This window comes from Microbacterium sp. NPDC055599 (genome assembly GCF_053618975.1).
This window is the reverse complement of sequence record NZ_JBSHIM010000013.1, coordinates 69,171-92,948: the sequence shown is the minus strand read 5'-3', so window position 1 is coordinate 92,948 and position 23,778 is coordinate 69,171. Positions and strand designations below refer to the sequence as shown.

Genomic DNA, 23,778 nt, shown 5'->3' with positions numbered 1-23,778 from the left:
GAAGTCCGGACGGCGGGAACCGTCGGCATCAGTCGGGGTAGGCGTCCCGGATCCGACGTCGCTCGTAGGTGAGCGTCGCGATGAGCAGCAGCGACCCGACGACGACACCCGACGCCTGTGCGAGAAGCGACGGGACCCCGATGAAGATCATCAGCAACGCGACGAGGGCCCCGCCGAGGACCGAGTTCACCGTGCCGATCATGCTCGCCATCGTGAACAGGAACGACGACCGCTCGTAGCGCACCCCGAGCTCCCCGGTGCGCGGGTTGTCGAGGACGATCAGGTCGGGCCCCGAGGGGTGCAGACCGATGAGATGTTCACGGATGCGCACCATGCGCCGGCGCACCGTGATGTTCTCGACGCTGGTGTCGACCAACCGCACGACGGTGAACCAGCCCAGCAGGAAGATCGTCGGGAACACCGTCGCGATGAGGGCCGCGAGCAGCGCGGGCGACCCGCCGGCGAAGCCGATCGCCACCAGCCCGCTCGACAGCGTCGACAGGTAGATCGAGCTGCGCGTCCCCGCCTCCGAGATCGTCGAGCTGGCGACGGACTGCAGAACGAACAGCTCCGTCCCCACGGCGCTGTTCAACGCCGCTGCGTCCGGATTCGGCCTGCCGACCGCGGTCACGGCGCGGCCCGATGTGCGGGGGCCACGTCGTGCCTCGTGACCGCGAACCGATTCGTCATCCTGCTCCCTTTCCGTTCGGGGCGTGACAGACCACGCCCTCCGTTCACATCGATGACCGGTCGCACCGGCGAACTGTGACACAGACCTCGGCACACCGGGCGTGCGGCGGCAGTCACTGCGCTGACGCGTCCCGGGATTCAGGGTGTGCCGGCACCGTCACCGGGCGGCTCGGCGACGTCAGCGACCGCCTGGGCGAACGCGTGTGGCGCCTCGGCCGGCAGGTGGTGCCCGGCGTGCGGGATCCGCCGATGCTCGCGGGTGCCGGTGAACAGGTGCGCCTGCGGGGTGCCGTCGGTCGCCGGGAAGTTGCCGTCTGCGGTCCCGTCGAGCGTGATCGCGGGAACGCTGATCGGCGGGGCCAGGGCCAGCCGTCGCTCGAGCTCCTCGTACTCCTCCGCCCCTGGCGCCAGGCCCAGCCGGTGGCGGTACGAGTGGATCACGACATCGACGTAGTCGGGGTTGTCGAAGGCGAGCGCGGCGCGGTCGAGCTCGGCGTCGCTGAACGCCCACTCCGGCGAATTGCGCCGCCAGATCACCTGGGCGATGTCCCGCCGGTTCGCATCTAGTCCCCGTCGGCCGCGTTCGGTGGCGAAGTACCAGAAGTACCAGAACCCGGCCTCCAGGTCCGGACGGATCGGCGACTCCGCGCCGGCGATGTTCTGGATGAGGTAGCCGTTCACCGAGACCAGCCCCGAGATGCGCTCCGGCCACAGCGCGGCGACCACGCACGCGGCGCGTCCACCCCAGTCGTAGCCGGCGAGCACGGGCTCGTCCAGGTCGAGCGCGTCGATGAACGCCCGCAGGTCCGAGCCGAGCGCCGCCTGCTGGCCGGTGCGCGGGCGTCGATCGTCCAGGAACCGGGTGGGTCCGTGTCCGCGGAGGTAGGGCACGACGACCCGATAGCCGGCTTCGACGAGCAGTGGTGCGACCTCGACGTAGCTGTGCACGTCGTAGGGGTAGCCGTGCAGCAGCACGACCGGGTCGGCGGACGGGTCGCCGAGGTCGACGTAGGCCACGGACAGGTCGCCCGCGTGGATACGGTCGACCGTGCGGAAGAGGGAGGTGTCGGAGCTCATGCGTGATCCTTCTCGTCGGTGGTGTGGCGCCCCGCGCCGGCGCACGCCGTGCGGGACGCCACGATCTGCTCAGGCCGCGCTCGACGCGGCGCCGGCGACGTACGCCTTCCCGGCGGCGGCGATCGTCTCGGCGATGACCTCCGGGTGCGACACCAGTGCCGCGTGCGAGGCCCCGGTGATCTCGCGCGTCCCGCGAGACGCTGCCCGCTCCGCTCCCGCACGGAAGATCGCGACCGGGATGTTGCGGTCCTGGTCTCCGAAGACGTGCCACGAGGGGATGTCCTTCCACGCCGGGCGCGTGGTCGGCAGGGTGTCCGTGAGTGCCGCCTCCGCGACCGGGCGCTGCGTGGCCGCCATGAGCGCTGCCGTCTCCGGCGCCACGTCGGCCGCGAACTGCTGGTGGAAGGCTTCAGGGCGGATGGCGAGCTCGTTGCCGCCCGCCGTGAGCAGGTACACGGACAGGGCGTCGCCGAGGGTGCTGCCGGGTGCGCTGTTCGACAGCCCGAAGGCGCTCTCACCCGTCTCGGGGGCGAACGCCGACACGTAGACGAGCCCGACGACGGCGTCGTTCCCCGCCGCGGCCTCCGTGATCACCAGACCGCCGTAGGAGTGTCCGACCAGCACGATGGGGCCGGCGATCGACGCGATCACGTCGCGCACGTAAGCCGCATCGCCCGCGAGGCTGCGCAGCGGGTTGGCGACGGCGACGACGTTCACGTCATGGCTCTGCAACTGGGCGATGACGCCGTTCCAGGAGGCGGATTCCGCGAAGGCGCCGTGGACGAGGACGATGGTGGGCTTCTCGATGGTCATGATCTGTTCTCTCTGTTGGGGGTGGGAGGGGTGGGGTGGGTCATGCGGCGGCGAAAGCCGTGCGCAGGACGCGGACGGCCTGCTCGATCGCGGCGGTGCTGGCGGCGGAGCTGCGCAGCGGGTTGAGCATCATGAAGTCGTGGATGGTGCCGTCGTAACGCACGAGGGTCGTGCGCACGCCCGCCTCGATGAGCCTGCGGCCGTACGCCTCGCCCTCGTCGCGCAGCACGTCGTTCTCGTCCACGACAAGGAACGCCTCCGGCAGTCCCCGCAGCTCCTCAATCGATGCCCGCAACGGAGACACGGTGACGTCGTCGCGGGCGTCGACCGCCGGCACGTAGCTGTCCCAGAACCAGGCCATCGCGTCGGCGCGGAGGTGATATCCCTCGGCGAACTCGCGATAGCTGTCGGTGTCCTGGCCGGCGTCGGTCACCGGGTAGTACAGCGACTGCTGGAGGAAGGTGACGTCGCCGCGACGCTTCGCGAGGATGGCGACGACGGCCGCCATGTTGCCTCCGACGGAGTCTCCGGCGATGGCGATGCGAGAGGCATCGAGACCATGCGCTGCGCCGTTGCTCGCGATCCAGCGCGCACTCGCATACACCTGCTCGATCGCGACGGGGTGGTGCGCTTCCGGAGAGCGGTCGTACTCGACGAAGACGATCGCCGCGTCCGTGCCGGTTGCGAGGTCGCGGACGAGGCGGTCATGCGTGCCTGCGTCACCGAGCACCCATCCCCCACCGTGCACGTAGAGGACGACCGGGAGCTGCCCGGCGGAACCGACCGGCTTCACGATCCGTACGCGGACGTCACCGATCTCGGCGGGAACGGTCACCCATTCCTCGTCGACGTCCGGCTTCGCGATCGGGGCAGCCTGTACGTCGTCGAGCAGCTTCCTGGCTCCGTCGACGCCGAGGTCGGCGAGGAACGGGGGCGTGGAGGTGGCGTCGGCGAAGGCTTGCGCTTCCGGCTCCAGAACATGGTCGGTCATGACGGTTCCTTTCAGATGGGAGGGTGAGCCGTCTCCGATCGCGGCCGATCCTGTGGCTCATGCAACAAACGACCAGGTGAGCGCGGCGATTGTGACAGTTCTCCTCCCGCGACTTTTCTCGACGGGTCCTGTCACACCGGGCACGGCTGCGCGGTCACACAGGTACCGGCCGCTTCCCTGACGGCCATCGACGAGTGAAGGAGCACCATGAGAATCACGGTCATCGGCGGGACGGGACTTATCGGCAGCCGACTCACCCGGGCACTTCGGCAGGCCGGCCACGACGTTGTGGTCGGCGCACGTGCCACGGGCGTGAACTCGTACACGGGTGAAGGGCTCGCGGAGGCGCTGGACGGTGCCGATGTGCTCGTCGACGTGTCGAACTCGTCGTACACCGACGAGGCCGCCGCCCTGGACTTCTTCTTCACCTCCACGATGAATCTGCTCAGCTACGGCAGCGCGGCGGGCGTCGGGCATCATGTGGCGCTATCCGTCGTCCAAACCGACCGCCTCGCCCGAGCCGAGGGCGGCTACTTCGCGGCGAAGGCGGAGCAGGAGCGGCTCATCGTGGAGTCGCAGCGTCCTTACTCCCTCGTGCACGCGACGCAGTTCTTCGAGTTCATCCGGAACATCACCGACCAGGCGAGTCGTGGCGGTCGAGTGCGCGTCGCTGACGTCCTCGTGCAGCCCATGTCTGCCGATGACGTCGCGGCGGCGGTGGCAGAGACAGCTGTCGGTGAACCGCTCTTCGGGATGGTGGAGTTCGGCGGGCCCGAGGTGTTCAGCCTCGAGCAGATCGCCGTGCAGGATCTGCGCTCCCGCCAGGACGACCGCGAGGTCGTCGCCGATCCCCTCGGAACCTATTTCGGGGCGCGCCTGCACAGCCGCGACCTGCTTCCCAAGTCGACGGCGCGGATCGCTCCGACCCGATACCACGACTGGCGCACTCTCCCCCGCGAGGGCGACATCAGCGAGGCGCTGCTGCGCGCGGAGTGACCGCTCCCGCACTGCACGCCGTCACAGACCCGACCGCACCGCGGTCACCACTGAAAGGCACCTCTTCCGGTGCCGCGAGAGGAAGACAGAAATGGCAAAGATCGTCGTCATCGGAGGCACGGGCCTGATCGGCTCGAAGGTCGTCTCGAAGCTGAACGCCCACGGGCACGAGGCCATCGCGGCTTCGCCGAACACCGGGGTGAACACGCTCACCGGCGAGGGAGTGGCGGAGGTGCTCGCCGGCGCCGACGCCGTCGTCGACGTCTCCAACTCCCCCTCCTTCGCCCCCGACGATGTGATGGAGTTCTTCACCACGTCGACCACCACGCTCCTCCGGGCGGAGAAGGCCGCCGGGGTCCCGCACCACGTCGCACTCACGATCGTCGGCACGAACCGTCCGCAGAGCATCCCCTACTTCGCGGCCAAGGTCGCTCAGGAGAAGCTGATCCGCGAGTCCGGCATCGGGTACTCGCTCGTGCACGCCACACAGTTCTTCGAGTTCATCGGGAGCATCGCCGACATCTCCACCGAGGGCGACACGGTCCGCCTTCCCGGCGGCCTCGTGCAGCCGATCGCCGCCGAGGACGTCGCCACCGCCGTGGCGCGCACCGCGGCGGGAGAGCCGCAGGGCGACATCGAGATCGCCGGGCCCGAGGCGTTCGGCATGGACGAGTTCATCCGTCGCGGCCTCACGTTCCGCAACGACCCGCGCCACGTGGTCCGCGATAACACCGCGCCGTACTACGGGGCGCAGATCGAGGAGCGCACGCTGGTGCCGCTCGACGGCGCGCAGATCTTCGAGACGACGCTCGAGGAGTGGCTGCCGCTGAACCCGCCGCGCTCCTGACGCGGCGCGCCGGCGCCGTTCGCCGAAGCGGTGAGCGTGCCTTCACGGTTTCGGTGTTCGGCGTCGGTGCTCCCGCGCCTGAATCCGCTCGCCCTCACCCCGCCGGCACGAACACGTTGTCGAACAGCCGCTCGGTCCCCTCGGGCGTGGGCGAGCCGTCCGGCGCGACCTCGTACGTGCCCAGCTCGCCGCTGAGGCGCACCCAGGTCCCGTTGTCGGCACAGCCCGTGGCGTACGCGTCATCGCTCTGATACGCGACCACGCAGATCCCGCTGCCGGACGCGGGTCGTGCGAGCCACAGCGACACGTCGCCGTCCTTCCCCACGAACCGGGCGGTGTCCGGCGCGACGACGCCGTCGTTGTCGTCGACCGCGGCATCCGGCAGGGCGTCAGCCGCCTGAGGCTCCTTCTCGAGCACGGCGAAGTCCGCCCCGCCCATGCATCCGGACAACACGGTGGCCATGACCACCGCGGCCACGCCCACAGCGCCGACCCTCGTGCTCCGCTTCACGGTGCCCCCTCGCCTCTCCGTATGCCAGCCATCGTCGCACACGTGCCGCGCAGACCGGGGTCAGAGCGCATCGAGTGCCCGCTGCGCCGCCTCGCGATCCCGCGCCGCCTCGTCGCGCGACGCCACGGCCTCCTCCTGACGCTCGGTCGCCCCCGGCAGCTCTCCCGCGATGCGCTCGGCCTCCCTGCGCAGCTGTGCGAGCTGCGCCTCGAGGTCGGCGATGTCGTCGTCGAGCTCCTCGGCGCGCGCGCGAAGCGTCCGCAGCACATCGTCCTGTTTCGCCACTGCACGCTCCGCCGCCGCGAGCTCCTTCTCCGCCGCGGTCACGCGCCGTTCGGCCTCGCGTCGAGCCCGCCGCGCGGAGAGCTCGTCCGCGCGGCGCGGCGCGGCGGGCGCGAGTGTCGGCACCTCCCCCGCCACGGCCTCGCGGACGTCGTCGCCCGACGCGTTCGGCTCCAGGGCGCGCAGGAGTCGTCCCGACGCCACCGCCGCCGCCGCGTCGGGGTCGAAGAAGGCGGCGGAGATCGTCTGCTCGACCGCGTCCAGCGTCGCCGTCGTCACGCGTTCCCCGCGCGACTGCGCGAGCTGTCCCGCCGCCTGCGCCAGCCGTCGCGTGAGGGCGCGCCGCTCACGTCCGAGCTTCGCCAGCGCTGCGGCGTCGAGGTCCGCCTGCGCCTCCCGCAGCTCGGCGGCCAGGCTCAGCGCCTCCCCCAGCTGCTCCGCCCTCTCCCGAGCGAACACGTTCACGACCCACGCCGCGACCGAGGGCTTGCGCAGCTCTCGCACGGCCGCGGCGGTGGCGGCATCCGCGGTGTCCTTCGCACGAGCGGTGCGCGCCGCCACGAAGTCGCCCGGCGACGCCGCGTACAGGTCCGCGACGATCTCGTCGAACGTGGAAGCCGCCATGCGCCCACGATACGCGGCGCCAGACCCTACTCGATCGTGAGGTGTCCGCCCCAGTCGGAGCCCACGAGCGTCTTGGTCCCGAAGGTCCCGTCGCCGAGACCGCTGTACAGGTAGACCTCGCCCGCAGGGGTGCGTCCGAGGAGGTCCGCCCGGCGGTCGCCGTTGTAGTCGACCCCGCCCGTGAGCGCCGTGAACTCGATCCACCCTTCGCCGACGACCCGCGCCGTCTGGAAGCCGTAGTTCGCACCACGGTAGAAGTAGAGCGTCCCGGTGTCCGACGCGGCGATCAGGTCGCCCTTCCCGTCGTTGTCGAAGTCGCCGCCCACGATGAAGTGGAAGCCCTCCCACCCGACGCCGAGTGTGGTCACGCGCCCGGTGAAGCCGCCGGAGCCGTTGCCTTCGTACAGCGACATCGCCCCGTTGGGGGCGACGCCGATCACGTCCTGTCTGCCGTCGCCGGTGAAGTCGGCGCCGGAGACGATGTGCAGCAGGCCGTACCAGCCGTTCCCGATCGCGGTCCCGGCCGCGAATCCTCCCGCACCGTTCCCGGCGTAGAACTCGAGCGTGCCGTCGGATCTCGCCGCGATCAGGTCGGCCTTCGTATCGCCGTTGAAGTCGGCGTGGGTGACGTGGCGACGGCTGCCGCCCCAGAGTCCGAGGGCCGTGGTCGCCGCGGCGAACGACCCCTGGCCGTTGCCGGTGCGCAGACGCAGGTCGCCGTTGCCGGCGACCACGAGCACGTCCGCGTTGCCGTCGCCCGTGTAGTCCGCGGAGGCGACGGTGCCCGAGCCGGTGCCGAGACCGGGGAAGAACAGCGGGATGGTGGCACCGCGCGTGACGTTCGACAGGCACGTGAAACCGTTGTTGATCTGCGAGTAGACGCGGCCGTTCAGCCAGACCTCGAAGTGCAGGTGGTAGGCGGCGGAGTTGCCGGTGTTGCCGACCACGCCGATCTGCTGGCCCCGCAGCACGCGGGTGCCCGGCGGGTACCACGCGGTGCTGGCCATGTGGGCGTAGCGGGTGACGTAGCCGCCCGCGTGCTCGATGTCGGTGTAGTTGCCGTATCCGCCGTTCGACGTGCGCGTGCGGACGACGCCGTCGTAGGCCGCCAGGATCGGGGTGCCGCCGTTGCGTGAGATGTCGATGCCGTCGTGGGCGCGGTAGTTGCCCAGACAGCCGTCACCGACCTTGGACTGGATGTTGCCAGACGCCGGGTAGACCATGTAGCCGTCGGGCGCGGCGGCCGCGGCCGGGTCGCCCGTGGTGAACGCGGGAGCCAGGGTGCCGAGCATCACCGCGAGCACGGCGACGATCCCGATGCGGCCAAGGCGCAAGCGGGACGTGCGCTTCATCGTGACGTTCTCTCTTGCTCAGCGGCCCCAGGGACATCATGTCCACCGCGGTCACCGTACCAAGCGCGGAGCGCGATACCCGTCAACGCCACCCCGCGGGCGACGGATCGGTCGGGGCGGGTTCCGGCGCTGTCCGCGTCAGAGCAGCTCGTGGTCGAAGAAGTCGCCTCGGGGGAAGATCGCGACCGGAGGCTCATCGGGTTCGGCGTCGTGCGGTTCGACCGAGATCACGACGTGACTCATCGGGGAGACGAGCACGTTCACCCGCGACCCGTCCGCCACGGTGAAGGCGACGAACCCGCCTCCCGCCCGGACCGCGGCATCGATCTCCTGCTTCATCCCGTCCGCCGACTCACCGGGTGCGAGCACGAAGCCGACATCGTTCACGACGATCCGCACGCGCGCCGTCCTCTTCGCCTCATGTGTCACTGCCGTCACCTGTCCCGTCTGCGCGTTTCCGAGGCCCGCCTGTCCGGCGACAATAGGCCTCCGGTTCCTCGCACCGAAGGGGGTTGCGCCGATCAGGGATGAGAGGCAGAGGGCCTCGGAGCGGTGTACGGTCAGCACTATGGGCAGACTCCGCTACGACGGTCATTCCGACCCGATTCTCATCGAGGATGAGACCCTGGCGCACCTGAAAATCGTGATCTCCACGAAGCTCCGTCGACAGGAGAGCTTCATGATGACCTGGCTGCCCGTCGCAGCCGGGGTGGACAAGCGCGCGACGATCTGGATCCACCCGGCCATCCCGCTCCAGTTCGGCTTCGACGCGGCGGAGCCGCCCCGCATCGACCCGCACCGCGTGCAGGAGATCATGCAGGCGCTCAACTCCTCCGGTGAGCTCGTGCTGGACGCGCTCACCGCGCCCCGCTGAACGGACCGCCGTTCCGCCCACACGGATCAGTCGTGGTTCTCACTCTCCTTCTCTTCGGACTGCTCATCCTGGCGATCATCGTCGGGGCCGCCTTCCTGCGCCCGTGGCTGAACCGCAGCACCGCGGCCGCAGGACGCCGCGCGGGCGACCGCTTCGCGCGAGACCAGCTCGACAAGGCCCTCGCCGAGTTCGGTCGCACGCTGCGGATCCACGCGCCCGCCCCGGAGGCACGGGAGCTCCTGACGATGGCAGCGGCTGCGGGCAAGGACTTCCTCCCGCTGGAAGACGGCGCCATCGGCATCCGCTTCGTCGACCCCGACGACACCGTCGTGCGCGTGACCGCCGACCCGATGGGCGCGGTGCTGCGCGTCGAGACCTTCCGCGAGTACATGGGGTTCCCGCAGACCACGGCGCTGTGGACCGAGCTGCGCTCCCGCGTCGCGGCGGCGGCGGGGGCGCGGGGCATCACGGTGTCCGACGGGCCGCCGGTCTCGTACGTCCGTGGCGCGCTGCTCGACGATCGCAATGCCCGCTGGTCGCGCTCCGGATGAACCGTCCGTCGGCACCGCCCTCCCCGGTGTGAAGAGGGGCTCACGATCCACAGCCGGCGCAACTAGGCTAGGACCGCGTCGCGCCCGGCACAGCGTCCGCTGAGGACACGGTCGCGACGTGCGCCGGGCGGCCTCCTCGTCCGTGCGTGCGATCCCGTTCGGCGGTCGGAGCCCCCGCTCCGCGTCCGGACACGCCAGAAAGGCCCAACCATGAGCGACTCCCCGGACGGCTCCCGCGACGAGCGGTCGCCGGACTTCTTCGACCAGCTGATCGAGACGGCACCGCGCGACCAGCAGTCGTCGTCGGCGTCGAACGCCGCGTTCACGATCGGCTTCCGCGGCTACGACAAGGGCGAGGTCGACGCGGCGCTCGCCTCCCTGCGGGCGCAGGTGCAGCAGCTGTCCGACCAGCTCGCCGAGACGCAGACCAGGGAGACCGAGTCGGTCGAGGCCATCCGCGCGGAGGAGCGTGAGGCGCGCGAGGCGCTGGAGAGCGAGCTCGCCGCCGCGAACGCCAAGGCCGCCGACGCCGAGCAGCAGGTCGCCACGCTGACCTCCGAGCTCGTCGACACCCCGCAGCCCGATGGCGAGGAGGCGCCGTCTCGTCAGCAGTTCGAGGCGATCCTGCGCGTCGCGGAGGAGCAGGCGAACGTGCTGATCCAGAACGCCGCCGTGCAGGCCGACCGGCTCATGGCGGCGGCGCGCGAAGAGGTCGCCGCGCAGCGCGCCGAGGCCGAGGCCGACGCCGATCGCATCACTTCGCAGGCCCAGCGGGACGCCGACCAGGTGCGCCTGAAGATGGAGACCGAGTACACGGCCCACGAGGCGCGCATCGAGCGGGAGGCGTCGCACGCCGCCGAGAAGGTGAACCAGGCGTCGCAGGAGGCCACCGCGATCCGCACGGAGGCCGAGAAGGGCGCGGCGGCGCTGCGTTCGCTCGTCACGAGGGAGACCACGCAGCTGCGGGCGGATGCGGAGCGCGAGGTGCGCGAGATGAACGCCCGCGTGCTCGAGTTCGAGGAGACGCTGACCCGTCGCCAGGACGACGCGCAGCAGGAGTTCCTGGTGCTGCACAACCAGGCCGTCGCGCACGCGGAGCGCATCACGACCGATGCCAACGAGCAGGTCACCGCTTCCCTGGAGCACGCGCAGCGGATCTCCGCGAAGGCAGACGACTACGAGCGGCTCATGCGGTCGCAGGCGCAGGCGATCGAGGCGGACGCGCAGGTGCGCGCCAGGGAGATCCTCGACCGCGCCAGGGTGAAGTCGCAGAAGATCGTCGATGCGGTCACCGGTCACACGACCGCGGTGCTGCACGACGCCGAGGACCGCACGCGGCAGCTGCGCTGGCAGCAGCAGCAGCTGTCGAGCTTCATGGCCGAGGTGCGCGAGCTCATCCGCCCCGACGGCATCTTCAGCGACGATGCGCTGCCCTCGTCGATCGCGGTCGCCGAGGCCACGATCGACGACGAGGACGAGTCGGGTTCGGAGGCGACCGAGACGGTCGTGGAGACGTTCCTGGGCGACGAGGTGCTGGACGACGAGCTCGACGACGACAGCCCGCTCGAGAAGATCACGATCGACGTGGTGGAGACCGACGACAGCAAGCGGTAGAGCCGGACACGACGAAGGCGCGAGCAGCTCTCTGCTCGCGCCTTCGTCGTGTCATCGGTGTGGTCAGGCCCTGGCCCGGCGTACGCGGCGGCGTCCGGAGCGCGGCACGGACCGGAGCCCGGAGCGCGGTGCGGGCCGGGTCGCAGCGTCGAGTGCGTCGCAGGCGTCGTCGAGCGAGGCGTAGGTACCGAGGTCGGTACCGCGCTCGTCGCGCAGCACGTGTGCGGCGCCGTCGAACTCGACGAAGCCGGCGAACTCGCCGCCGCGGGTGGCGACGTGCACGTCGATGTCGGCCTGCTTCCAGGTGAGGGGGTCGGACGGAGGGACGGTGGTGGTGCTCATGGTGATGCTCATTGCTATGTGGCGGGCACGCAGGGCGGTCCGCAAGTGAGGAGATCGAAGGCGGCGTCGCGCGCGTCGATGTGCGCGAACCGTGGATGGGCCCTGATCAGTGGCGACGCGGCGGCCGAGAGGGGCGAAACGCACACGTTGCATCGTCAGTCTAGCAGAGATGCCGTGACGACGGGTTCGGGGGCGCGACGGAGGAGGTGGGGACATCGCTCCGCCGCGCACGCTGCCGAGCGAGAGTTCGTCAGGCAGCGGTTGCCGGGGCGACGGGGAATCGCGCGCGCGGCGTGGTCGACGATCGGGCGCTGGGGACGCTCACGATCGCGATCCATCCAGTGCATCACGGGATTGGTCAAGTGTCAAGTTTTTCTTGGATGAGTGTCCAGTTTTTACTTGACGACTGTTCAAATCCGTGACGGTGCCCACTAGCATGACCGATACCGAACGCAGGGACGGAGTCGAGACGAGACGATGAACACAGCGATCAAGAGGGCCGAGCGCGCCGGGACCGACAAGTTCGCCCTCCGTCGACGGAGCCTGGCGGAGGCCGCGCTGGAGGCGATCGCCGAACGCGGGTTCGCCCGCACGGGGCTGCGCGAGATCGCCCAGCACTCCGAGCTCTCCCACGGCTCGCTGCACTACTACTTCACCGACAAGAACGACCTCATCGCGGAGGCCGTCCGCATCTCGCGCGGCCAGCCGGCCGAGCGCTACGCCGCCATCATCGAGACGGCGACCACCCCCGACGAGCTCGCCGGGCGCGTGGCCGACGAGATGGCCAGGAGCCTGAAGGACGACGCGTCGCTGCACCGCCTCTGGTACGACCTGCGCAATCAGGCACTGTTCGAGTCCGGCTTCGGCGACACGATCGAGCAGATCGAGCAGATGCTGCAGGAGGCGATCGGCGAGGTGCTCGCGCGCTACGCGGAACTCGCCGGGAAACCGTGTCGCTTCGACGCCACCCTGGCGTACGCCCTGACCGACGGCATGCTCCAGAACGCCCTCATCCGCCATCTGCGCGGCGACGCGGAGGCGATCTCGCGTCTGCGTCAGGAGTGCCTCGCCCTGTTCGCCGCCTGCGTCTGAGCGGCGCGGCGCCTACGTCCCCACCGGCGCCTCGGCCTCGCGCGTGGCCGGCGGTCGGAGCACGAGCACGACCACGACGGCTGCCAGGATCAGTGCGGTGAGCGTCACCGGGACCGGCAGCACCGGATCCAACAGCACGAGTGCCGCTCCGGTCGGCACCACCGTGTTGACCACACGGTCGGCGTTCTCCTTGATCGCGATCCACCAGACGCCGAGGAGGAACACCGCGATGGGGACGGTCACGGTGAACGAAGCGGCCATGCCCGACAGGTGGCTCTCACCGGTGAGCACGTCCAACTCCACCTCGATGCCTGCCGAGAAGGCGGCGGCCGCCGCGAACACGAAGTAGTGCGTGTAGCCGTACCGCAGCGACCGGCGGAACGAGGTGATCGCGCGGTGATGCGGCGGCCAGAAGTAGATCCACCAGAGCGAGGCGGTGACCACCAGCGTGAGCACCGAGATCGCGATCAGCGGCCCGAGCGCCTCGACCTCGTCGAGCGCGTCGATGATCGCGTTCGCCGAGGCGAGCAGGCTCTCCCCCAGCACGATGAGAGTGAACAGCCCGTAGCGCTCTGTGATGTGGTGCCGGTGCCACGGGGTCTGCCGGCGGTATTCGGCGAACACCGGAACGGAGATCTCGATGAGGGCGAACACCACGAACGCCACGAGCTGGGCGGGCCCCGTCGGGATCAGGAGGAACAGCACCCAGAGCACCTGCACCCCGGCGATGCCCGCCGCGTACCGGCGGGTGGCGGAGCGCAGCGCACCGGCCGACCGTGAGGCCCTGAGCCACTGCGCGACCATGGCCACGCGCATCACGACGTACCCGATGACCGGCACGGTGAAGTCACCCTCGTCGAAGGCCCGCGGCACACCGGCCGCGAGGATGAGCACCCCGCCCATCTGCACGAACGTCGTCACGCGGTAGAGCCAGTCGTCCGTGTCGAACGAGGTGGCGAACCACGTGAAGTTCATCCACGCCCACCAGATCGCGAAGAACACCATCGCGTACGACGTGATGCCGTGGACGAAGTCCCCGTGGGAGAGGGCGTGGTGCAGCTGCGACGAGGCGATGCTCACGGCCACGACGAACACCAGGTCGAAGAACAGCTCGAGGGTACTCGCGGTGCGATGCGGCTGCGCCGGGTCACGGGGCAGCATGGTGCGCAGGCGAGAACGAGGAGAGGGTGGGGGCGCCGTCACCGCGTCAGGATAGCGCCCGGCTCGCACCCGGCCGTGCGCCACCGCCGACGGGGTTTCATCCATTCCCCGGATTTGTCTTCCGTTTCATAGCCGGTTCCGCTACAGTGTTCCAGGTCTGCAGCGCCTGCTGCACGAAGCCGCCGGTTGGGACGGCGCCTTCGACTCCGAGATGTGGGATCACGGAGTTCCAGCAGGACCCGAGGGGTCGGGACGCAGACGACTGCCGTGAACGTGGGGTTCACGGTCTGGGGATATCAAACTGGGGAAATCAATGTCGCACTGGGGAATTCTGCGTACATTCACGGCTCAAGGGGCCTCGGCATGACGTCCGTCGAGGATGCTCTGAGCATCTCTCGCACGGGATTCGTTCCGGCCACCGCTCCGCGGGCCACCACGTCGTCCACGCGCCCGGCGACCACGCCGCGCGCTTCGGCGACGCTGGAACGGCGTCGGCAGTGGGAACGTCACTATCGGATGCGGCTGCGGATCACGGATGCGGCTGTCATCCTGATCGCCGTCGCTCTGACGGTCGCGGTCCAGCTGACCTCCGGCGTCGTGGCGATCGAGGCGGGGCGCAACGCTGCTCTGCTCGGCCTCGCCTGGTATCTGATGCTGTCGGCGCTCAACACCCGCGACGCCGCCATCTTCGGTTCCGGGGCCACGGAATACCGCCGCGTGGCACACGCCAGCGGCCTGGCATTCGGCATCACCGCTATCGCGGGCGTCCTGCTGGCGTGGGAGGGACTGCAGCCGCTGTTCCTCGTCGCGCTCCCTGTCGGGACGTTCGGGTTGCTCGGCGCGCGCTGGGCCTGGAGACGGTGGCTGCAGCGCCGCCGGATCCGGGGCCAGTACGCGTCGCGCACCCTGGTGGTCGGCGCGACCGAAGACGTCGAGTATGTGATCACGTCTCTGCAGAAGGGCGCAGAGAACGGCTACCACGTCGTGGGGACGACGCTGGTGGATCGCAAGGCCGGCGCGTTCGCGATCGGGGAGAGCATCTACCCGGTCGTCGGCGATCTCGACAGCGTCGCCGCCGCGGCGGCCCAGCTCGGGGCGGACACGATCATCGTGGCGAGCCGTCCCGATGGGGACCCCGACTTCGTCAAGCAGCTCAGCTGGCAGCTCGAGGGCACCGCCGCCGAGCTCGTGCTCTCGAGCCGACTGACCGACGTCGCCGGTCCTCGCATCTCGCTGCGTCAGGTCGACGGCCTGCCGCTGATCCAGGTGAAGATCCCGACGTACGAGGGCGGGGTGCACGTGCTCAAGCGCGCGCTCGACATCTTCGTCGCGACGGTCGCGCTGATCCCGATCGCCCTCCTCACCCCGGTGCTGATGGCGCTCATCAAGCTCGACTCGCCCGGACCCGCGTTCTTCTTCCAGGAGCGCGTCGGCCGCGACGGCCGCCGCTTCAAGATGGTGAAGTTCCGCTCGATGAAGACCGACGCCGAGCAGCAGCTCGCCGCCCTCAAGGCGCAGAACGACGGCGCCGGTCTTCTGTTCAAGATGAAGGACGACCCCCGCGTCACCCGCGTGGGAAAGGTGCTGCGCAAGCTGTCGCTCGACGAGCTGCCGCAGTTCTGGAACGTCCTCACCGGCGACATGAGTGTCGTCGGGCCTCGTCCGCCGCTTCCCAGCGAGGTCACGGCGTACGACGGCACCGTGTTCCGCCGCCTGTACATCAAGCCCGGCATCACGGGCCTGTGGCAGGTGTCCGGGCGCAGCGACCTGTCGTGGGACGAGAGCGTGCGCCTCGACCTGCGGTACGTCGAGAACTGGTCGGTCATGAATGATCTGCAAATCATGTGGCGGACCGCGAAGGTGATGATCCAGCCGAAGGGGGCTTACTGATGGATGACGAAGGACAGGTGATCGAGGGCGAGAAGGCGCCCGCGACGCACCGCAGACGATGGATCGCGATCGGTGCCGTGGCACTGCTCGCGCTGGGCGCCGCAGGGGTTGGCGTCGCCCTCGTGACGAACAACGGCGGAGCGCCGTCGGCCTCGTCCACCCACAAGCCCGTCGACGACGGCGACGAGGACAAGGCGGCATCCGAAGATCCGCTGAAGTCCGTCCCGAAGGTGGTCGACGGCCCGATGAGCGATGACCAGGACGCCGAGGTCAAGCGGGCGACCGCGGCCGCCGACGCCGTGGTCGCCGCCCTCGACGAGGTCAGCCAGCGCGGCGACGGCTCGGCGGTCGGCGTCGACGCGGTCGCGACCGGCTGGGTGCTCGGCGAGGTGCAGTCCCACGCACGGGAGCAGATGGACCTGGGCTACACGCAGACGGGCAAGGCGGTCGTCACGAGCGTCACCCCGACGGCGGTGGACCTGGCGTCCTCCCCCGCGACCATCACCCTCAAGGTGTGCGTCGACGTGTCCGACATCGACGTGAAGGACGCGGCGGGCAACTCGCTCAAGGACTCGCTGTACAACCCCGGCCACCCCGTGGCCCACATCTACGGAGCCGTCTTCGAGGACGACACCTGGAAGATCTCGTCGCACGAGATCCCCGACGTTCAGGACTGCCCCGCAGCCTGACCTCCCCCACACCCCCCGGGGGATCGCCGATCTCTCGAACACCCGAACGTGGCTCACCCGCACCTGGAGCGACTCACCCCCGAGTCGCTCCAGGCGAGCCTCACACCCGAAGAAGGACTCCATGAACACTGCAGCACCCGCGCGGAGAGTGAAGGCGACCCGCGCAGCCGCTGGCGCCATGATCGCCGCGGCCGTCCTGGTGGGCTCACTGCTCACCCCGCTCGCGGCGAACGCCGCACCCCCGGCACTGCCGGACGGCCTCTCTCAGGAGACCGCCGCCGCGTCGTGCTGGGAGATCAAGCAGAACTACCCGCAGTCCACCGACGGCGTGTACTGGCTGGTCACCCCGGCGCTCGTCGCGCCGGAGCAGTTCTACTGCGACCAGACCACGTCCGGCGGCGGCTGGGTGCTCATCGGCCGAGGCCGCGAAGGCTGGAAGGAGGGGTACAACGGTTTGCGCACCGCAGCCCAGATCCGCAACACCCCGACCGGCACCGACGCGTTCCAGCCGGCACAGCTGCCGGCGGCGACGGTCGACGGACTCCTGAACAACGGCCGCGTCGACGCGCTGGCCGACGGCATCCGCCTGCGCCGCGCCACCAACACGGCCGGCACCACGTGGCAGGAGGGCCGGTTCACGTTCACGCAGCGCGATCGCTGGGTGTGGACCTTCGGCGCCGAGCACCGCGTGAAGAACTACAACTTCGACGGCTCGACCGGCACCGGCGGCCAGACCAACAACTTCGGCAACAACAACCAGCTGCGCCGCGTCGTGTTCAATGAGCAGGCGTCGCACAACTACATCAACGGCTGGGCGTTCGGCTCGAGCATCGGCGGCAGCACCGCGGCCACCTCGTACCTGTGGGCCCCGTCGGGCCAGGGCTACGCGCGGCCGTTCACGCAGGTCTTCCTGCGGCCGCAGCTGAAGCTCGCGAACCTCGACTTCGGCGCCGTGCCCGCCTCGGGCACGCCCGCCTCCACGGTCGCGGCCATCCCGGAGAGCAACGCCATGACCACCGTCTGGGGTGTCTCCGGCTTCGCCAACGGCAGCAGCGGCGAGCTCAACACCGAGGTGGCCGAGTTCGGCGAGGTCGCCGGCAAGGTCTTCGTCGGCGGCAACTTCCGCTACGTGCAGCGCAACGAGGCGGGCACCGGTCAGGTCGAGCAGCCGTACCTCGCGGCCTTCGACGTGAACACGGGCGAGTGGGTCTCCACGTTCCGTCCGCAGCTCAACGGTCAGGTCAAGGCCATCGCCGGTCTGCCCGACGGCCGCGTCGCGATCGGTGGACAGTTCTCCACGGTCAACGGCACCCCGCAGGCGGGCATCGCGATCCTCGACCCCACGACCGGGCAGCTCTCGGGCTGGCAGGTCAACGCGGAGCACCGGGCGACCGGCAGCGTGCCCTACGTGCGCGACCTCGACGTGCAGGGCGACTTCCTGTACGTCGCCGGTGCCATGACGCACCTCACCGCGGTCGGCTCCACCATCAGCGCGAGCACCTGGAACGGCGGTCGCATCAACCTGACGACGGGCCGTCCCGACACCAACTGGAACGCGTTCCTCAACGGCAGCTCGATCGCCGTCGACGCCTCCGACCAGGGCGACCGCACCTACTTCTCCGGCTACTTCAAGATGAAGCAGACCACGTCCACCCCGAGCGCGGCCGCCATCCAGACCGCCGCGGGCGCCCCGCTGGTCGACCCGCTGTGGGTGCCGAAGTTCAGCAAGGCCACGCTCAACGCGGACGGCTCCTACTCCGGCAACATCTGGCAGCTCGGCGTGACCGAGGCCGGTGGGAAGGTGTGGCTCGGCGGCTCGGAGCACTCGCTCTTCGCCTACGACCGGAACACGTTCGAGCGCGTCAGCGGGTCGATCACGAAGGTCGGCGGCGACTTCCAGACGGTCGAGCACAACGCGAACCTCGTGATCGGCGGCTGCCACTGCGGCCACTGGGTCTACCAGGACGCGTACTCGTGGAGTGACGTGGGCACCGGCTGGACGCAGGCCGACAAGATGAACCTGATGGGTGCGTGGGACGCGCAGACCGGCAAGTTCGTGGCCGCCTGGTCGCCCGTCGTGCAGGCTCGCGCCGGCTACGGCGCCTGGGGCACGTTCTTCGACAGCACCGGCGTGCTGTGGGCCGGCGGCGACTTCAGCCGCTCGGTCAGGGCGGGCGAGGTCAACCAGTGGTCGGGCGGGTACATCCGCTTCGCCCCGCGCGACACCACCGCTCCCACGACGCCGGGCGCGATCACGGCGACCCCCGGCAACGGAGGCACCGAGGCGACGCTCACCTGGGCGGCCTCGACCGACACCGGAGGCGTGACCTACGAGGTGCTGCGCGACAACCGGGTGATCGCGTCGACGACGTCGGCCACCTACACCGTGCCGATCACGGAGACCCCGACGAACTACTTCGTCCGGGCACGCGACGCCGCGGGCAACCGTTCCGCGAGCACGGCGGCCTACGTCGCCCAGCCCGCACCGGCCTCGGCGCTCACGTTCATCGAGAACGGCTCGACCTGGTCGTGGCGGTACTCGTCCGACGCGCTGCCGTCCGACTGGAACACGCTCGCGTTCGACGACGCGTCGTGGAACACCGGCAAGGGCCTGTTCGCCCGCGGGGTGGCATCGGCGACGACCAACATCGACCCGACGAACCTCGCGACGAAGCCGCTGAGCGCGCAGTTCCGCAACGAGTTCCAGGTCACGAACGCGCTGAGCGTCGTGAACGGCAGCATCTCGGTCATCGCGAACGACGGCGTGGTGCTGTACCTCAACGGCGTCGAGCTCGGACGGGTGCGGATGCCCGCGGGCACCCTCACGCAGAACTCCTACGCGAACGGCGTCGTGTCGCACACGACCGCCGCCGCGAACCGGGTCGTGTTCGAGGTGCCGCAGGGCGTGCTCGTGGACGGGACGAACGTGCTGGCCGCCTCGGTCCACGCGAACTACCGCACCACTCCGGACCTGAGCTTCGACCTCGCCTTCACGGCGGAGCGCGGCCAGGCGCCGGCGGCTCCGAACCCGGTCACGGGTCTCTCGGGGACCACCACTCTCGATTCCGCCACGCTCACCTGGACCGCTCCCGCGAGCGGCACCACCCCGCAGTCCTATGTGATCAGCCGGGGCGGCCAGCAGGTCGGCACGACGGACGCCGCGACGACGACGTTCACCGAGAGCGGCCTGACCGCCGCCACGGCGTACGACTACAGCGTGGTCGCGGTCGGGATCGGCGGTCTCGCGTCGACTCCCGCGACGGTCCAGGTGACGACGGCGACTCCGCCGTCGGACAACGAGCTGCCGGTCAGCGTGCCGAGCGGTTCGGCCTGGTCGTGGCGCTACTCGGCCGATCCGCTGCCGGCGGACTGGAACGCGGTGGCGTTCGACGCCTCCTCGTGGGCGAGCGGCTCGGCCGTCCTCGCCCGCGGGGTCGCGACGGCGGCGACGAACATCGACCCGACGAACCTCGCAACCAAGCCGCTCAGCGCGCAGTTCCGGCACTCCGTCACGGTGACGGACGCCGCGAGCGTCGCGAACGGCACGGTCACGGTTACGGCGGACGACGGTGTCGTGGTATACCTCAACGGGGTGGAGCTCGGGCGGGCGAACCTCGGGGCGGGGACCCTGACGCAGAATTCGTATGCCACGGCGGCACCGCGGGCGACCACGGCTGCGGCCAACAAGGTCACCTTCGCGGTGCCCGCCAACCTGCTCGTGGAAGGGACGAACGTGATCGCGGCGTCTGTGCACGCCAACTATCGCGGAACTCCCGACCTGAGCTTCGATCTCGCATTGGACATGCCTCGTAAATGACGAAAATCTCCTACGCAGACGCGCGTCGAGCGCTCGCCTCCGCACAGAAAGCGGGGGCGGGCGTTCCCGCGTACCTGCGCTGGATCAATCGACCGCTCGGCGGCAGGGCCGCCGTGGTCGCCGCCACCTGGGGCGCCAGCCCCAACGGGGTCACGGCGGTCAGCGCGTTGTTCGGCCTCGCGGCCGTCGTCGTGCTGGCCGGCGTCACCGCGTGGTGGGCGGGGCCGCTCGCGGCCGTGCTCCTCCTGATCGGGTACATCCTGGACTCCGCCGACGGCCAGCTCGCGCGCATCCAGAAGCGCGGCGGCCCCGCGGGCGAATGGCTCGATCATGTGGTCGACGGTGTGCGGGCCCCGCTCGTGCACATCGCCGTCGCGGTGCACCTGCTCCGCGCGGACGCGTGGCCGTGGTTGGTGCTGGTCGCCGGCCTGTTCTCGGTGCTCGTGTCCGGCTGGTTCCTCTCCCAGCTCCTCGCCGAGAAGCTCCTCCCCAAGACTCCCCCTTCCCCGGACGACGGACGCCGTGGCATCCTGGAGTCGTTCGTCAAGCAGCCTCAGGATCCCTCCACGACGTATGTCGTCCTGGCGTTCATCGGACTGCCGTTCGCGTTCGCGGTGCTCTACACCGCACTGTTCGTCTGGCACGTGCTGATCTTCGCCGGCTCGCTCCGCCGCAAGTACACGCAGCTGACCGCACTCTGAACCTGGACGCATCCGCATGGCACTCATCTCTTCACCGAGCCGTTCGCTGATCGCAGCGACCGGTCAAGACCCCAGCCTGGAGGTCGAGCCGAGATCGCTGCCCGCCTGGCCGGTGCTGACCGTGCTGTGGGGCTACCCGCTGTTCTGGCTCCTCGGGATGCTGCCCTTCGCGTCGGTGATCATGGCGGTGCCCATGGTGGCGCTGCTGATCATGCGGCGGCGCATCCTCATCGTCCCCGGCATCCTGCCGTGGATCGGGTTCGTGCTGTGGATGATCCCGTCGGCGCTCATGATCGATCAGCTCGGTCGCGGCGTCGGCCTCGGCGTACGCATCAGCCAGTTCCTCGCGCTGGCGATCATCATGGTCTACATCGTCAACGCGCGCAGCTCGCTGACGCCCAAGCGCATCTTCAACGGGCTGACCTTCATCTGGCTGTTCGTCATCGTGGGTGGCTATCTGGGGATGCTGTTCCCCGAGGTGCAGCTGACCATGACGATCGGTCGGCTGCTGCCGGACGCGATCTCGAGCAACGACTACGTGTCGGAGCTCGTGTTCCCGACCCTCGCCGAGATCCAGACGCCGTGGGGAGCTGCCGAGCCGTTCGTCCGCCCGTCGGCACCGTTCTCGTACACGAACGGCTGGGGGGCGGCGATGGCGGTGCTCACCCCCATCGCGATCGGCACGGCGATCGGCCACCGCACCGCGCGCGCCATGTGGTTCCTGGTGATCGCCCTCGTCGCCGCGATCCCCCCGGCGATCGCGACCACGAACCGCGGCCTGTTCCTCGGCATCGCGGGCGCGATCGTCTACGTCCTGTTCTGCCTGCTGATCCGCGGACGCTTCCTCGCCTTCTTCTGGGTTACGGTGCTGGGTATCGCCGCGGCCGTCATCCTCTTCCTCTCCGGGTTCCTCGACGGCATCGTGGCGCGCCAGGAGACGGTCGACACGACCGAGGGACGCGGCAACCTCTACGCGGAGACCTGGGAGCGGACGCTGCAATCGCCGGTCATCGGCTGGGGCGCTCCCCGGCCCAGCACCTGGAGCGAGATCTACGTCGGCACGCAGGGCGCGATCTGGAACGCGATGTTCTGCTTCGGGCTGGTCGGCCTCGTCCTCTTCCTCGGCATGATCGTGATGGGCGCGGTGCGCACGTTCGACGCCCCGAACCTGTCGGCGGTGTGGATCCACGCCAGCGTGGTCGTGGCGGTCGGTCTGTCGATCTTCTACGGCCTGGACAGGCAGCTGGTGTTCGTCGGCATCGCCCTCGCGGTGCTGCTGCGGGAGAAGTATCTCGGCAAGTCCTCGTACTGGACACCACAGCCGACGCCGTTCGCGAAGGCGGCGAATGAAGAGTGAGGGGCTGGCGAAGAGTGGTCTGATCAGCCTGTTCGGCTCCGCTTTCGCCGCCCTCGCCGCCCTGCTGCTCACCGCGATCGTCGGTAACACCCTCGGTGCCGACGGGACCGGTCTGTTCTTCCAGGCGATGGGGATCTTCACGATCCTCACGCAGGTCCTCCGGCTCGGGACCAACAGCGGCATCGTCCGCTACATCGCCGAGCAGCGCGCTTTCCACCGCGTGGGCGCGGAGTGGCGCATCGTGATGTTCGCGCTCGGACCGGTCGCGGTGGTCTCCGGTCTCGTGTCGCTCGCGGTCTGGCTGCTGGCCGACGCGCTCGGCGACTGGCTGGCGACCCCGAGCGACTCGGCCGCTCTGGCCGACCTGATGCGTGCGATGGTGCCGTATGTCGTGGTGGGCGCCCTGATCGGCGTCCTGCAGATCGCGGCGCGCATGCTTCGGGGCGTCACTGCCTTCACGCTGCTGCAGAGCATCCTGCTCCCGGCCAGCCGACTGCTGACCGTGCTGCTCGCGGTCTCGGTCGCCGGGGTCGGCGCGTGGGGAGCGTTCGAGGCGTGGCTGCTGCCGCAGCCGTTCTGGCTGGTCGTGACGCTCGTGGTGATCGCGGCGCCGTTCGTGCGCGACTTCCGCCGTCGCCGGGAGAGCACGCCGGGCACGCGACCCACGATGGGCGAGTTCTGGCGGTTCAACGCCCCGCGCACGGTGAGCTCTGGCCTGGAGACCGCGCTCGAGTGGTCGGACGTGCTCATCATCGCCGCGCTCGCCTCGCCCTCCGCCGCGGGCGTGTACGCGGTCATCACCCGTGCCGTGCGCGCGGGTGGCGTGGTCGACAAGGCGATGCGCGTGGCGGTGTCCCCGACGATCTCCGCTCTCCTCGCCCGCGAGAACTACGCCGAGTCCACACGACTGCACACCAAGGTCGTGCGAGCGATGATCCTGATGAACTGGCCGTTCTACATGCTGCTCATCTCGATGGGCCCCGCGGTCCTCGGCATCTTCGGCTCGGAGTTCCGCTCCGGGTGGGGACCGATGGTGCTGCTGGCTCTGGCGATGATGTTCCAGACCGCGTGCGGCATGCTGCAGAGCATCCTCCTGCAGGGCGGGAAGAGCACGTGGCAGATGTACAACAAGGCGATCGCGCTGGCTGTGAGCATCGGAGGCAACCTCGCCCTCGTGCCGCTCCTGGGGGTCTGGGGTGCCGCGATCACCTGGGTCATCGTGATGCTGGCCGACAACCTCATCGCCGCCCTCCAGGTGCACCGCCTGATGCATGTGGACCTGCAGCCCTCGAAGCTGCTCGTGCCGATGCTGCCGCCCGTCTTGATCTTCGGCGGGGGCGGACTCCTGTTCACGTGGTTCGCGGGGTCGAGTCTGCTCGTGCTGCTGGTGGCCGGTGTCGTGCTGTGCGCGGTGTATGCCGCCGTGCTCTGGCTGTTCCGACACGCCCTGCACATCGAGACGCTGTGGCGCCGGATCCCGTTCCTCGGCCGCTGGGCCTGACGGGAG

The 23,778-nt window shown here is 69.7% G+C and carries 22 protein-coding genes; 12 read left to right on the top strand and 10 right to left on the bottom strand.

Features of this window, described 5'->3' with window-relative positions; all coding sequences use genetic code 11:
• Positions 1-28: 28 nt before the first annotated feature.
• From ACWGQ1_RS13765 to ACWGQ1_RS13750, 4 genes are all read right to left on the bottom strand, one after another.
• On the bottom strand, positions 29-592 hold the full coding sequence (locus tag ACWGQ1_RS13765; protein ID WP_452313142.1) for a hypothetical protein: 564 nt from the start codon (positions 590-592) through the stop codon (positions 29-31).
• A gap of 236 nt (positions 593-828) precedes the next feature.
• Positions 829-1,767: an alpha/beta fold hydrolase gene (locus ACWGQ1_RS13760; RefSeq protein ID WP_452313141.1), complete on the bottom strand. Its 939-nt coding sequence runs from the start codon at positions 1,765-1,767 to the stop codon at positions 829-831.
• A 69-nt stretch (positions 1,768-1,836) separates the two neighbouring features.
• Positions 1,837-2,580: an alpha/beta fold hydrolase gene (locus ACWGQ1_RS13755; RefSeq protein WP_247982752.1), complete on the bottom strand. Its 744-nt coding sequence runs from the start codon at positions 2,578-2,580 to the stop codon at positions 1,837-1,839.
• A gap of 40 nt (positions 2,581-2,620) precedes the next feature.
• On the bottom strand, positions 2,621-3,571 hold the full coding sequence (locus tag ACWGQ1_RS13750) for an alpha/beta hydrolase fold domain-containing protein (RefSeq protein ID WP_452313140.1): 951 nt from the start codon (positions 3,569-3,571) through the stop codon (positions 2,621-2,623).
• 207 nt (positions 3,572-3,778) lie between these two features.
• On the opposite strand from ACWGQ1_RS13750, the gene ACWGQ1_RS13745 reads away from it, so the two are divergent.
• Both ACWGQ1_RS13745 and ACWGQ1_RS13740 read left to right on the top strand, forming a co-directional pair.
• Entirely contained in the window at positions 3,779-4,567 is a 789-nt protein-coding gene (locus ACWGQ1_RS13745) for an NAD-dependent epimerase/dehydratase family protein (protein WP_452313139.1), read from the top strand.
• 91 nt (positions 4,568-4,658) lie between these two features.
• Positions 4,659-5,414 (top strand): SDR family oxidoreductase, encoded by a 756-nt coding sequence (locus ACWGQ1_RS13740; RefSeq protein ID WP_247982749.1) that lies wholly within the window; start codon positions 4,659-4,661, stop codon positions 5,412-5,414.
• A 94-nt stretch (positions 5,415-5,508) separates the two neighbouring features.
• On the opposite strand, the gene ACWGQ1_RS13735 is transcribed toward ACWGQ1_RS13740, so the two are convergent.
• From ACWGQ1_RS13735 to ACWGQ1_RS13720, 4 genes are all read right to left on the bottom strand, one after another.
• Positions 5,509-5,925 carry a hypothetical protein gene (locus tag ACWGQ1_RS13735; RefSeq protein WP_136045379.1) on the bottom strand — a complete coding sequence of 139 codons (417 nt, stop codon included), beginning with the start codon at positions 5,923-5,925 and terminating at the stop codon, positions 5,509-5,511.
• 60 nt (positions 5,926-5,985) lie between these two features.
• Positions 5,986-6,831: a transposase gene (locus ACWGQ1_RS13730; protein WP_247982748.1), complete on the bottom strand. Its 846-nt coding sequence runs from the start codon at positions 6,829-6,831 to the stop codon at positions 5,986-5,988.
• Between the two features lie 26 nt (positions 6,832-6,857).
• Positions 6,858-8,183 (bottom strand): VCBS repeat domain-containing M23 family metallopeptidase, encoded by a 1,326-nt coding sequence (locus ACWGQ1_RS13725; RefSeq protein WP_136029387.1) that lies wholly within the window; start codon positions 8,181-8,183, stop codon positions 6,858-6,860.
• A 138-nt stretch (positions 8,184-8,321) separates the two neighbouring features.
• Positions 8,322-8,582: a hypothetical protein gene (locus ACWGQ1_RS13720; RefSeq protein WP_136029385.1), complete on the bottom strand. Its 261-nt coding sequence runs from the start codon at positions 8,580-8,582 to the stop codon at positions 8,322-8,324.
• 169 nt (positions 8,583-8,751) lie between these two features.
• Between ACWGQ1_RS13720 and ACWGQ1_RS13715 the strand changes: the two genes are divergently transcribed.
• The 3 genes from ACWGQ1_RS13715 (at position 8,752) to ACWGQ1_RS13705 (ending at position 11,222) form a co-directional block, all read left to right on the top strand.
• Positions 8,752-9,057 carry a DUF7882 family protein gene (locus ACWGQ1_RS13715; protein ID WP_136029383.1) on the top strand — a complete coding sequence of 102 codons (306 nt, stop codon included), beginning with the start codon at positions 8,752-8,754 and terminating at the stop codon, positions 9,055-9,057.
• Positions 9,058-9,089: 32 nt separating this feature from the next.
• Positions 9,090-9,608 (top strand): hypothetical protein, encoded by a 519-nt coding sequence (locus ACWGQ1_RS13710; protein WP_452313138.1) that lies wholly within the window; start codon positions 9,090-9,092, stop codon positions 9,606-9,608.
• A gap of 210 nt (positions 9,609-9,818) precedes the next feature.
• Positions 9,819-11,222: a DivIVA domain-containing protein gene (locus ACWGQ1_RS13705; protein WP_136037116.1), complete on the top strand. Its 1,404-nt coding sequence runs from the start codon at positions 9,819-9,821 to the stop codon at positions 11,220-11,222.
• 63 nt (positions 11,223-11,285) lie between these two features.
• Here the strand turns inward: ACWGQ1_RS13705 and ACWGQ1_RS13700 are convergent, their stop codons facing one another.
• Positions 11,286-11,564 (bottom strand): hypothetical protein, encoded by a 279-nt coding sequence (locus ACWGQ1_RS13700; protein WP_136029378.1) that lies wholly within the window; start codon positions 11,562-11,564, stop codon positions 11,286-11,288.
• A 477-nt stretch (positions 11,565-12,041) separates the two neighbouring features.
• Between ACWGQ1_RS13700 and ACWGQ1_RS13695 the strand changes: the two genes are divergently transcribed.
• Entirely contained in the window at positions 12,042-12,656 is a 615-nt protein-coding gene (locus ACWGQ1_RS13695) for a TetR/AcrR family transcriptional regulator (protein ID WP_136037115.1), read from the top strand.
• 12 nt (positions 12,657-12,668) lie between these two features.
• On the opposite strand, the gene ACWGQ1_RS13690 is transcribed toward ACWGQ1_RS13695, so the two are convergent.
• Positions 12,669-13,817 carry a low temperature requirement protein A gene (locus tag ACWGQ1_RS13690; RefSeq protein ID WP_452313137.1) on the bottom strand — a complete coding sequence of 383 codons (1,149 nt, stop codon included), beginning with the start codon at positions 13,815-13,817 and terminating at the stop codon, positions 12,669-12,671.
• Between the two features lie 363 nt (positions 13,818-14,180).
• Between ACWGQ1_RS13690 and ACWGQ1_RS13685 the strand changes: the two genes are divergently transcribed.
• The 6 genes from ACWGQ1_RS13685 to ACWGQ1_RS13660 all read left to right on the top strand — a co-directional run bounded on the left by ACWGQ1_RS13685 (position 14,181) and on the right by ACWGQ1_RS13660 (position 23,772).
• Positions 14,181-15,707: a sugar transferase gene (locus ACWGQ1_RS13685; RefSeq protein ID WP_136029372.1), complete on the top strand. Its 1,527-nt coding sequence runs from the start codon at positions 14,181-14,183 to the stop codon at positions 15,705-15,707.
• A complete protein-coding gene (locus ACWGQ1_RS13680) occupies positions 15,707-16,396 on the top strand; it encodes a hypothetical protein (protein ID WP_136029370.1) in 690 nt (229 codons plus the stop codon). Before ACWGQ1_RS13685 ends, ACWGQ1_RS13680 begins: the two co-directional genes overlap by 1 nt.
• 121 nt (positions 16,397-16,517) lie before the next feature.
• Positions 16,518-20,213 (top strand): fibrinogen-like YCDxxxxGGGW domain-containing protein, encoded by a 3,696-nt coding sequence (locus ACWGQ1_RS13675; RefSeq protein ID WP_452313136.1) that lies wholly within the window; start codon positions 16,518-16,520, stop codon positions 20,211-20,213.
• A complete protein-coding gene (locus ACWGQ1_RS13670; RefSeq protein ID WP_452313135.1) occupies positions 20,210-20,914 on the top strand; it encodes a CDP-alcohol phosphatidyltransferase family protein in 705 nt (234 codons plus the stop codon). The genes ACWGQ1_RS13675 and ACWGQ1_RS13670 overlap by 4 nt, the downstream gene beginning before the upstream one ends.
• A gap of 16 nt (positions 20,915-20,930) precedes the next feature.
• Entirely contained in the window at positions 20,931-22,271 is a 1,341-nt protein-coding gene (locus tag ACWGQ1_RS13665; RefSeq protein WP_136029364.1) for an O-antigen ligase family protein, read from the top strand.
• Positions 22,261-23,772, top strand: a complete 1,512-nt coding sequence (locus ACWGQ1_RS13660; RefSeq protein WP_136044641.1) for a lipopolysaccharide biosynthesis protein — start codon at positions 22,261-22,263, stop codon at positions 23,770-23,772. The genes ACWGQ1_RS13665 and ACWGQ1_RS13660 overlap by 11 nt, the downstream gene beginning before the upstream one ends.
• Positions 23,773-23,778 lie beyond the last annotated feature (6 nt).